The 12,360-nt window shown below is 35.3% G+C and carries 8 protein-coding genes and 1 pseudogene; 2 read left to right on the forward strand and 7 right to left on the reverse strand.

The annotated features are described in order from the left end of the window. Positions 1-260: 260 nt before the first annotated feature. Positions 261-2,582 (reverse strand): alpha-xylosidase, encoded by a 2,322-nt coding sequence (gene yicI / locus AC6CHR_RS01150; RefSeq protein WP_498246608.1) that lies wholly within the window; start codon positions 2,580-2,582, stop codon positions 261-263. Positions 2,583-2,710: 128 nt separating this feature from the next. Between yicI and AC6CHR_RS01155 the strand changes: the two genes are divergently transcribed. Both AC6CHR_RS01155 and AC6CHR_RS01160 read left to right on the forward strand, forming a co-directional pair. Beyond that, a complete protein-coding gene (locus AC6CHR_RS01155; protein ID WP_498246609.1) occupies positions 2,711-3,589 on the forward strand; it encodes an AraC family transcriptional regulator in 879 nt (292 codons plus the stop codon). Positions 3,590-3,714: 125 nt separating this feature from the next. Next, on the forward strand, positions 3,715-4,560 hold the full coding sequence (locus AC6CHR_RS01160) for an STAS domain-containing protein (protein WP_498246610.1): 846 nt from the start codon (positions 3,715-3,717) through the stop codon (positions 4,558-4,560). Positions 4,561-4,689: 129 nt separating this feature from the next. Here the strand turns inward: AC6CHR_RS01160 and floT are convergent, their stop codons facing one another. The 6 genes and pseudogenes from floT to AC6CHR_RS01190 all read right to left on the reverse strand — a co-directional run bounded on the left by floT (position 4,690) and on the right by AC6CHR_RS01190 (position 12,045). Continuing rightward, on the reverse strand, positions 4,690-6,225 hold the full coding sequence (floT, locus tag AC6CHR_RS01165) for a flotillin lipid rafts scaffold protein FloT (protein WP_498246611.1): 1,536 nt from the start codon (positions 6,223-6,225) through the stop codon (positions 4,690-4,692). Between the two features lie 12 nt (positions 6,226-6,237). Next, the gene (locus AC6CHR_RS01170; RefSeq protein ID WP_498246612.1) at positions 6,238-6,777 is read right to left on the reverse strand and encodes an NfeD family membrane protein; all 540 of its coding nucleotides are present in this window, start codon (positions 6,775-6,777) and stop codon (positions 6,238-6,240) included. Positions 6,778-7,092: 315 nt separating this feature from the next. Continuing rightward, the gene (locus AC6CHR_RS01175; protein WP_498246613.1) at positions 7,093-7,305 is read right to left on the reverse strand and encodes a hypothetical protein; all 213 of its coding nucleotides are present in this window, start codon (positions 7,303-7,305) and stop codon (positions 7,093-7,095) included. A gap of 174 nt (positions 7,306-7,479) precedes the next feature. Then, entirely contained in the window at positions 7,480-8,616 is a 1,137-nt protein-coding gene (locus AC6CHR_RS01180; protein WP_498246847.1) for a rhamnogalacturonan acetylesterase, read from the reverse strand. Between the two features lie 364 nt (positions 8,617-8,980). After that, positions 8,981-10,885: pseudogene (locus AC6CHR_RS01185) on the reverse strand (rhamnogalacturonan lyase); the annotation flags it as partial. 635 nt (positions 10,886-11,520) lie between these two features. Next, a complete protein-coding gene (locus AC6CHR_RS01190) occupies positions 11,521-12,045 on the reverse strand; it encodes a nitroreductase family protein (protein WP_498246614.1) in 525 nt (174 codons plus the stop codon). Between the last annotated feature and the right edge of the window lie 315 nt (positions 12,046-12,360).

The following is a 12,360-nucleotide window of genomic DNA, read 5'->3' on the forward strand; positions in this document are numbered from 1 at the left end:
TCTCTTTTCTATTATTGTATCTTAGTCTAATTAAAATGGATGTAGTAACTATTCAATGTCAGTAGAGGTAATTTTTAGTTTAGACATAAATGCCTATTAACTATAGCATATTGATTAGTATTTAACAGTGGGAATTTAATTATAACCTTTAAATCTCATAGGATAATGATAAAGATGATATTTTTCATAAAATGTTTGGTTTTCGTGATAAATGGACATGAAAAAACCAGTCTCAGATTACTAAGACTGGTTTACCAGGTTTATAAACGGATTTGTATTGCACCTTTTGAACTTTCTGGACTTACAATTATTCCTAATGCATGTGATGTTACTTTTCCACCTTGTACGGATACAATCGTTTCAATCCCTCGTAATTGCACAGTCCAAGGTTTTGTTGCACCTTCTACATTGATCGTAATAATATTCGATTGACGAGTAGCTTTGAAATCGATATTATAATCACCTTGATCAGAAGAAATAGTCGTACTAGCAACCCCACCTTCTTCTAGTTCAAATAATTGATATTGGATCTGATCTGCATAGTCGTAATCTGGTTTATCATCAACATTACCGACAGCTATGACGGAGTTTTCTCGAGCAAATAACGGCACACTTTCATAACCATGATATTCGTTATGCCAAGTACCACCTTCGACCTTTTCACCGCTGATAAAGTTTGTCCAATTACCTTTAGGTAAGTAGTAATTTGCTTTTCCTTGTTCATTAAATATTGGAGAAACTAATAATGAATCTCCCAACATATATTGACGATCCAATTGATCACATGTTGGATCCTCCGTAAATTCTAAAATCATCGGTCTCATCATCGGAATCCCTTTACTTGACGATTCCTTTGCCATATTGAATAAGTAAGGCATTAAGCGAGATTTTAATTTAGTGAAGGATCTTAAAACATCTACTGCTTCTTCATCATAAAGCCACGGCACACGATATGAACGACTTCCATGTAATCGGCTATGACTCGATAATAGGCCAAAAGCAATCCAACGTTTATAAACATCTGCTGTCCCATTGCTTTCAAACCCACCGATGTCATGACTCCAATAGCCAAAACCAGACATACCTAATGAAAGACCACCACGCAAACTTTCAGCCATTGAAGCAAAAGTAGCAGTGCAATCACCACCCCAGTGAACTGGAAATTGTTGTCCTCCAGCCGTTGCTGAACGAGCAAAAAGGACTGCTTCTCCTTTTCCACGCTTTTCTTCCAGCACTTCAAAGACAATCTTGTTGTATAGGAAGGTGTAGTAGTTATGCATTTTCATCGGATCTGAACCATCATGGTAGACCACATCTGTCGGAATTCTTTCACCAAAGTCTGTTTTAAATGAGTCGACACCCATATCCACTAAGCGACGAAGTTTACTAGCATACCATTCACATGCTTCTGGATTTGTAAAATCGACAATGGCCATGCCTGGTTGCCATAGGTCCCATTGCCACACATCTCCGTTTTCCCTTTTAAGGAAGTAACCATTTTCGACACCTTCATCAAATAAATGTGATCTTTGAGCAATATAGGGATTAATCCATACACAAATGTTTAATCCTTTTGATTTCAAACGCTGTAACATTTCCTCTGGTTCTGGGAAAATGCTGTCGTCCCACTCAAAATTACTCCAATGGAATTCTTTCATCCAGAAACAATCAAAATGGAAAACACGTAATGGTAGATCACGTTCTGCCATTCCATCAACAAACTGGTTGACAGTTGCTTCATCATAGTTCGTTGTAAACGAAGTTGAAAGCCACAATCCAAATGTCCAAGATGGAGGCAATGCCGGTTTTCCTGTTAAAGTTGTATAGTTTTCTAGTACTCCTTTCATAGAAGCTCCACCAATAATATAATAATCTAACTTCTGGCCAGGTACGCTAAATTGCACTTTAGATACGTGCTCAGAGCCAACTTCAAAAGAGACAAGCTCTGGATGGTTAACAAACACACCGTAGTTTTTATTTGTTAAGTAAAATGGGATATTTTTATAGGATTGTTCTGAACTAGTCCCGCCGTCTTTATTCCAAATATCAACAACTTGGCCGTTTTTAATGAATGGTGTAAATCGTTCACCAAGTCCATATACATATTCACCTGGAGCCAATTCTAGCTGTTCACGCATATATACTTGTTGATCATCCGCGATAATGTGGCCAATGCTCTTGAAACCACTCGAGGTAACCTTTTCCCCTTTATATTCAAAATCAAGTTGCCAATTGCCTTCCTTTTGTACTTTTACAGTCATATCTCCAGCCTGGAAGCTTGCATATGACTTTTCATCTCTAATCACTATTGGATTATTAGGATCCTCGTATATTTCAAAATGTGGTCCAAGATTTCTAACACCTTTATGATGATAAATTTCAACACGTATAACATCTGGAATTGGTGATGAAAAATTAACCTCAATCAGTGCTGTATCAAGCTGACCAGAACGATCTGTAATTGGTTTAGGTGGACCAATTATTGAAAGCGATTTCTTTTTCTTGATTATCTCGAATACTTCAACAGGACTTATAATTTGATAGCCCTCTTTCGTCAACCACTGTCCATTGCTAAATTTCATAATATATTCTTCCCTTCATCGCTTTGTATTTGAATCTATATTATAATAATACTGATTATTAAAAATGAATTCTCCCATAATATTCGCATTTTCATAACACAATACTGATATCTTCATGGAGTGAGAAAATGGATAAGAAAACTCTTTTAGAAGCAAGGAATCATGGTGATCCAATGTTTCCACTAACTATTTATAAAGTTGATCATTTAGATGGGGACGTCATATTCAATTGGCATTGGCATCCGGAAATCGAGTTTATTTTAATGGAAGAAGGGACTGCTAACTTTCAAATCGGCACATCAAATTATACAATAACTAATGGTGAAGCACTCTTTATCCCTAGTGGGCAACTACATGCAGCATTTCCAATTGGTCAAGAGTTTTTTCGCTTTTACGCAATTGTCTTTGACCATAAATTAGTAAGTAGTTTTTCTTATGATAGTATTCAAAGTAACTATATAGACACACTAAGCACATATATTAATGATCAACAAGCTGTATTCCGTTCTAGTCATTCTTGGCAAAAAAATATCGTTAGTTCCCTCAGAATGATTGTTCAAAAAGCTGAAACACAAGAAAAAGCATATGAATTAGCCATTAAAGCCCAGCTTTATACTATTCTTTATGAAGTTTATAATCATTTACCACAGACCTCGAAACAACAGACCTTTCATACATCGGATACAGAAAAATTAAATCGATTAAAGCAAGTACTGACATATATTGAAGAACATTATCAAACAAAAATACAAATAAGTGTGTTATACGAACAGATCCAAATGAGTGAAGGTCATTTTTACCGCTTTTTCAAATCTGTTGTACAAATGTCACCAATTGAATACATTAACACTCTGCGGATAAATAAAGCTGCAAAACTACTAAAAGAAACAAACCAGAAAATTATTGATATCTCATTTGAAGTTGGGTTTGATAATACAAGTTATTTTATAAAGACATTTAAACGTCAAAAGAAATGCACGCCATCCGAATTTAGAAGAATGATATGATAACTTCCTAATTAGATGGTTATTACAATTTCAACATATTCCTTCTCACTTAATTGTGGTACCACAATTTAATAGAAAAATATGTTATTATTAAATCGCTGAGTAAAATATAGGAGTGAATACATTTGAAAGATGAATTAAATTACATTGGGAATAAAATCATTGATAATAAGCGAGTATTGGCCAATAACGTCTTAAAACTACAAAAAAACTTATTTTCTAAAACATTAAGTGAAAAAAATATTATAAACAGAGAGATAAATGATAATGATAGTTCATCTATATTAATCGAACTATTAGGTAAGTCGTTAATAGATCAACATGAAGTTTCAAATGATATCAAAAACTGGGCAAATTCAGAGGCTAGTTTTTTAGTGAATAATACGTCACTAACAAAGTCTTTACGATCGTTGGCTTTCTATCGTTCTGTTATATGGGATGTTTTTACTGTAGAGTTAGAGCAAAGGCAATTCGCTCCAATAACAATGCTAGATGTCAGTAAGGTCATTGATCCTTTACTTGATGAAATTAGTGCGGAGTATGGAAAGGTTTTTCAAGAACATAGTAATAAATTAATGAAAATCGCTTATACCGCACTAGAAGAACTTTCTGTTCCAGTCGTTCCTATTAATAAGACTGTTGCTGTTGTTCCAATCATTGGAGAAATTGATACCCATCGTTCTCAACTTATCCTTGAAGTAACTATGGAAGAGTGTTCACGATTAAAGCTAGAATATTTAATCTTAGATGTAACAGGAGTTCCAGTTATTGACACTATGGTAGCTGATAATTTATTCAAAGTTATTTATGCCTTGAAGTTATTGGGTGTTGAAACAATTATTACAGGAATCCGTCCTGAAATTGCTCAAACGATTGTATCCATCGGTGTTAACTTTAAAGGTGTGACAACGTTTGCCGATTTACCTACTGCTTTAGCAAGTATCGATCTTAAAGTAGTTCAGACAAATTAATTGCCAAAACGGAACTAGAGTCGCATTAGAATATAAATAATTTAAAAAGGCCGTCTACACTTCATAACCAAACATGTAGACGACCTTTTTTATATTATTGAACATTACTAGTTTAGGACTCTAATAGGATCATCCTTCGTACTTTTCTTCTTCTTCAACTTCTTCTTTTACTGGTATCTTTGATAGTTGATCAATACTTTCTCTTATGTTTCCTTTTCCTGAAAAGTTCTCTAAAAGGTTTTTCACATCAATTCCCGATGATGCTTTTAATGATTCCTGTAAGGTTGACATTAAGTTAGTTGCATACCCTGTTACTTTATTTGCCCCTCCGTTTTCTCCATTGCTTCCTGTATCAACGACAGTAATTTTATCTATATTTGATAATGGACTTGCCACTTGTTTTGCATATTCAGGTAACATGTTAACGACCATATCTAGGATAGCTGCTTGACCATATTGCTCAAACGCTTCAGCTATTTTACGTTTAGCTTCGGCATCTGCAAGACCTTTTAGGCGAATAACATCTGCTTCAGATTCCCCTTGTGCTCTCTCGGCTTCAGCCTTGGCTAAACCGTCCATCCGAACTTTTTCGGCTTCTGCTTTTGCCATTGCCTCAATACGATATTTGTTTGCATCCGCTTCTGCAATTTCCTTCGCTTTATTAGCCGATGCTGCTTGTTCAACAGAATATCGATCTGCATCAGCCTTTTTCTTAACTTCTGAATCATATTGTCGTTCACGACGTTGAATCTCTTTTTCTTCTAGTTCAATTTGTTTTTGACGTTCAATAATTTTTATTTGCATTTCTTGCTCTGTTACTTCCTGCTTAGCTTTGGCCGTTTCCAAATCATAGGCTTGGTCAGCACGGGCTTTGGCAATATCCTGGTCTCGTCGATAATCAGCCATTTTCATTTGATTTTCTTTTTCAGCTTCTGCCACTTCAGTTGCACGTTCAAGCTCAGACTTCTTAGCTTCTTTACTTGCTTGAGCCCTCTTAATTCTCGTTTCCTTTTCAGCCTCTGCTGTTGCAATATCAGCATCACGTTTTACTTGTGCAATCCTCGGCTTACCTAACGAATCTAAATAACCATTTTTATCTCGTACATCTTTAATCGTAAATGAAACGATCATAAGTCCCATTTTTGCTAAGTCTTGAGTAGCAACACGTTGAACTTCTTGTGAAAATTTATCGCGATTTTTATAAATTTCTTCAACGGTCATTGATCCTAAAATTGATCGTAAGTGACCTTCTAAAACCTCTCGAGCCTCATTTTCACGATCTTCTTTCTTTTTCCCTAAAAATTGCTCAGCAGCTGTTGCAATTTCTTCAATCGAACCACCAATCTTAATGATTGCAGTCCCATCAGCCATGACAGGAACTCCTTGTTCTGTGTAAACCTCTGGTGTAGTAACATCTAGTTTACTAGATAATAAACTTATAGGCTCCGCTTGCTGGAAAACTGGTAGAATAAATGCGCCCCCACCACGGATAATTTTAATTTTATTGCCAGACTCATCTACATGAACATTTCTTTTACCTAAATAACTGCCGGTAACGATTAGTGCTTCGTCAGGACCAGCCGTTTTATATTTCGCAACAAATACTGCAATTAGTACAATTAATAGAAAAACAACGACACCTACAACTGTTAAAATTAATGTCATTCGTAAAACCCCCTATAAATTAAAGTCTTCAGTTCTCTCATGTGGAGAAACATGTAATACACCATTCAAAACATCAATGACGAGTACTTGCTCTCCTTCATTAATTGCAATTTCATCAAAGCTTACAGCTGACTTTGCGATCGTACCACTTTTACTCGGTAGTACAACTTCTCCAAAACCATCAACAGGAATTGGAATAATGACCTTTCCTACTCTTCCTTTTAACGAATCTGTTGTATAGACAAGAGATTCTTCCGCTTTTGAGAGCGGTATTAAAATAAAAACATTTAATAGAGTGACAAGAATAAGAGCAATAATAATTGAAAACAAAATAATCAACATGCTTGTGAGAAGTGAAAACACCTCAAATAAATATCCTGAAGCTGAAAAAATTGTTAAAAACGATAAGATAAGCGTAGGACTAAGGAAGCCAGAAGCTTCTGTCAATCCCTCTACTACATCCCCAAACATCACGTATAAAAATGTAATGGTTCCTGCAATTATTAGTGTAACTAAATAGATTGTTTCAAGGGACACTCCGAAAAATTCCATATGTCACCACCTATCTTTTTCATTGTTAATTAGGTCCTCTATATGTATCTTTTTAAATACTACCGTTCTTCATTGTTCCAACCCCTTCGATTCAAATTTTTCCCTCTCCCTTTTTTACGTTTTAAAATGGAGAAAGTTTCATAATTTAACAAATTATTTCCTGTATCTTTTTGTTCAACTATAGATAGATTCTAGGTTTCTATATGTTTAGAACCACAAAAATAGGTTTATCTATATATAATTACGAAAATTAATCCACACAAAGAAACACCATGCTAAAATTTCAACATGGTGTAAAAAAAGGATCAATTTGACTTAACTACCCATTTTTCTTCGAGTAGTACTAGTCTTTTTTGACTGCTGGCTTTTCATCTTATGATTTTGTGATAGACCTTTATTTGTTTGTTTTTCATTGGCTTGTGCTTGCTTTTTATTAGCAAGCTGTTGTTTCATTAGTTCCTGTAAGCTTACTTTCTTTTTTTCAGTCGATTGAGTTGGTTGTTCATTGTTGTTTTCTTGATTTGACATAGTGTATCTCCTTTTTGAAAAGTTTTGTTATTCTTTATTATAATATAGTTTCTGTTAAAATACCTAACTCTTTAAGCAAAGTCGTACCATTGCACTGTGTTTTTTAGTTTTTATTTTGCTTATAGACAAAAAAGACTGTAAAGCTCGTAGCTTTAAACAGTCTTTAACAAGCAATTACTCTTCTTCAGTAAAACCATCTAGTCCCTGTTTGTTCAAATCTTCTGCCACGATTCGGGCAAGTTGTCTTGCACCATCACGATTAGGATGGAGACTATCTCCATTCATGTAGAGTGCACTTGTAGCCTCAGCACCAATTGATGTAAAATATGCTGAACTTAAAATATTAAGGTCCACTAATGGAACATTTTCTTCCTTTGCTAAAGCAAGAATTGAATGTCTATACCATCTATTCTCAGAGTGATGCTCATTGTCTATATTGAAGTCTGTTGCTCTGCCTTGTGGTGTTGACAGGACAATGGTTGCCCCAGTTTCCTTAACTTGGGTAACCATATCACGCATAATTTCTTTAAATTCTTCTTCAGTTGTATTGTTTTTTGGATTGGTATCATTTATCCCTAGTTGTAAAATGAAATAATCTCCTGGTTTAATATATTTGATGATGGCTTCCAGCTGACCATCATCCCGAAATCCTCTAGCAATCTGACCCCCTGAAGCCATATTTCGAACTTGGAAGGTATTTTGATCAACAAATTCTGGTAGCATTTGTCCCCAGCCAGCTTGAATACTATTTGTTAGTGGATAGTAATTACAAACCGTTGAATCTCCGCCAATATAGATTGTCCGCTTTGTCACTGGATGTTTGGAAAGCTTCTTTATTTCTAAGGCACTAAGTGTAAACGCCGTTCCTACTTTTCCTTCTGTTATATTAAGGTTTAATTGATTATCTGTAATAGGAATTTGAAATGAAGCTGTTGCAGCGTTTCCTGTCATGTTAATGACTTGAAAAACACCTTCTGCTGCGACACTTGCCCTTGAAGTATCCCCAAGTGTTACCTTAATTTCATATAGTCCATTAGGAAGATCAACATTAAATGTGTTTGGAGTTTTCGTGCCGAAGCTCATAAATTGAACAGCATCGCTAGCAATACCTGTTCCAGATGCAGCAACATTTTTCATCTCTTTAGGGGTGGAAAAACCAAACCCCTTTTCCTCATTATATTGATCCAATGCATTAACTCCAGTATACCCTTTCTCTACTATTCCTTCTCCAAAATCAAAATTATACTTTTTGGGTGATGCCTCCACTTGAGAACTTATTGGTCCCGCAAGCAGAACAGCAGAAAGGATCATGATTATGCTTAACAATTTCCAAAGTAAACTACTTCCCATTAAAATCCCCCCTAGATCATGTTTAGTTTTTAACTGTCATTGTATTTTCACCTGTGAATCTATCTCCGTTTTCTAACATCCCTGAAACCTTTAAGGTAATAAACCCAGTTTTACCGTTAAGCGCACTAATTAGTTTTTCCTTATTCCATTTAACAGTATGTCCTTTAACATTTCCTATCAACGACTCTCCATTTACGAACATTTCTATCGATGACACAGGAGAACTACTAGGTGTTGACACTTTGCTAGTGACAGAATTTTCGACACTTTTTCCTTTTGTTTGAAGTGTTTTAGGTGTAAATATAACATTTGCAGGTGTAACAACATACATATTTGGAAAAGCTGGAGCTTCCATCCCATGACCTAAATAAAAACTTGTATGAGGTGGTTGATTATAGGCTACATTTTGCCATGCAACACCTAAACGATATACGCGATCATGCATTAGCGTATAGATTCGCTGATCTGTTAAGTCTGTTGTTGTATAAATACGAAGCTCATTACTATCTACAGACCTCCAAATTGCTTCTTCACGCCAATCCCCAAGAATATCTGCTTGCAGGCTTGGATTTCCTTTTGTCCAATTCGATGAAGCAGATCCTTCTGCAATTAATAGATTTTCGGTTTTTTCACTTTCGTAATTCCACTTATCAATAGTACCTGTTCCATAACCTAAAGATTCATCCCATTTATGGTCTAGAAGCTCTCTAGAAAGGTCTCCATCCCACCATATTCCAAAATTCGTTGATGACGGCATAGCTTCTGTAATTAATTCACCTTTACTAGAATAGACGCCACCTCTTGCCCATACCTCTTCACCTTCATAGCGTGGGTCAATATCTGCAGACATTCCTCTCCCTGTATCTCTTCCTGTGAAAATACCCCAAAGCGTCTCACCTGTTTTAGCATCACGATACTCCATGCCATATTCTGCACTTTTATCTTCATGTACTTGGAAAACTTCTAAACCTTGACGTGTCGGGTCTAAGTCACCTAAATGCATGGCATCACCATGTCCTAAACCTGTTGTGTATAATCCAGTTCCATCATCATCAATAGCCATTGCACCGTATATAATCTCATCTTTTCCATCATCATCTACATCAGCAACGCTTAAATTATGATTTCCTTGACTTGAATATGCTTCATTACCTGGTGTGTCACTATCAAACGTCCATTCTTTTGTTAATTTTCCATCTCGGAAATTATAGGCTACTAGCATCGTTTTTTCATAATAACCCCTTGTCATAATTAAACTTGGTCTTTCACCATCAAGATAAGCTATACCTGCCAAAAAACGGTCTACTCGGTTGCCATATCCATCTCCCCAATCTGTCACTGCGCCTCTTGCTGGTTCAAAATCAGTTGTCACGAGTTCTTGACCTGTTTCTCCATTAAAGATTGTTAAATATTCAGGTCCTTCTAAAACTCTACCTTCCACATTTCGATAATCTGCATTCGCATCACCAATGACTTTGCCAGTTGAGTCCACTGATCCATCTGCTGTTTTCATCGCAACCTCAGACTTTCCATCTCCATCAAGGTCATAAACCATAAATTGTGTATAATGTGCACCAGCTCTAATATTTTTCCCTAGTCCTATTCGCCATAAATGACTCCCATCTAATTTATACGCATCTATAAATACCTCACCTGTAATCCCATTTTTAGAGTTATCTTGTGAGTTGGAAGGATCCCATTTCAAGATGATTTCATATTGTCCGTCTCCATCAAGATCTCCAACACTAGCATCATTTGCATGATATGTGTAAGATGATCCATCTGGATTTACTCCATCATTCGGTTTTTTAAGTGGCATTGAAAGGTAATTCTCTCCCCACGAATCGACCTCTTCAGATTTTGTTTGTACTTTGCCGCTTTTCACACCTTGTATCGAATAAGAAGATTCAGCTGTACCTTTCTCATCAAGAAAATTTGTGCTTGATTTAATAGGTGATGAATTAACTTTCTTTCCATCTCGATACACGTTAAATGACATATCTTCTGATTCATTACCTAGTAAACGCCAGCTAATAAAAACTCCATTATCAACCTTTACCGCTACTAAACCACGATCTAAATACTCCATTTGATGAGAATTTGTTGAGCTAGCCTTTCCAGGTTTGGCTATTGCCAGGGAAACCTGGGGGACTAGACAAGACGCTACTAATATAGTACTTAATAAGAACCTAGATGCCTTTTTATATCTACTTTTGTTGTTTGATAACATAATATACCTCCAATTTTTTACACTCACTCATAGGTTGTTTTCGATAAAAGTTACATTTTCCGCTATATTACTTTGCCAATAATCTTCAATTAGGTCTGAGAGCAACAAACTTATAGAAAAGGGACAACTACTAAAAATTTCATATTACGAACGTGTATAAAGCGCTTCCATTTTAATCACCTTGAAATGGATTACTCATCTCTTTTCAAGGTGATATCTATCCTATTAAAGTGATATCAGATAAAATCTTCCTATGTATTTATCTTAATGTTGCGAAAAATAGTTCTTTTTGCTATAATACATACAGGAAATAATACCCAACTCCAATTAAAGTCAAGTCCCTCCCTTCACTTACTTCTAAACTTTTATAGTTATCCCATCTCCAAACTACCGGAAATTTTTTTTACCCACAACCAGACTTTTTTGTTTATCCGTGGTCATATAAATATTGCACTATTTTGCATACTAAGATTTTTTTGTAAACTGATCCAACCTATTACTTCTAGTCACTGAATCCTCTATTACAATGATAGAACTCCTAAAAAAAATGTTGTTTAGTTAATCTAAACAACATCTTTTCTCATTAAATATTTGATTACCAAGTTACATACCCTTTCCTTTATTCTAAACTACTATTAACTGAATGATCCATAATGGATAATCTCAGTTTTCTTTGACAATTTCTTTTTATTTGGCTTTTCTTTAGCATAGCCTATTCCTAATATTGCTAGTACTCTTCTGTTTTTTGGAATATGTAGTTCTTCTTTAACAAAATCTTCTCTTTCTACAGATTCCTTTTCATCCATAGCATTAAAAACAGCGCCAAATGCACAGCCTATCCCTTCTTTTACAGCCGCTAACCAAATATAACCCGCTGCTATTGACCCATCTTGAATCCAATACTTACTTATTTCTGGTCTACCTGTTATTACTATGGCGCAATTAGCATCTTTTAACCAAGGAACATAAGGAGTGGTCCTAGAGAGGTTGATAAGTACCTCTTTATCTTTTACAACAATAAACTCTCTTGAAGGCAAATTATTACCCGTCGGCGCTAGCCATGCAGCATCTAATATATTTTCTAACTCATTATTAGAAATACATTGATCTAAAAAACTAGTAATTTCACGTCGATTATGGACAACATCGTTAAAATCCATGATAAAGCCTCCAGTTAAAGTTAGATTAATTGATTTACACTATATTTTTTAGTAATCCTCCTAGTCTATTATACTAGGATGAGGATATATCACTAGCAATATGATTGATTGTGTAACATGGAAAGCAATAAAGGTTTCTCTCGTCGTTTAAGATTCCTTCTAAAAAACCATCTGAACAATAAATTGCTTTTTTACACTTTATACAATTCCCAACGAATTCTTTCAATTATTTTCCCCCTACAATATTTAGATGTTATGCACCGTTTTATTTAATCCCACTCTCATTCTAATACTTTTCTGGATAAATATTAACAT

This window comes from Metabacillus sp. GQ13 (assembly GCF_059758525.1).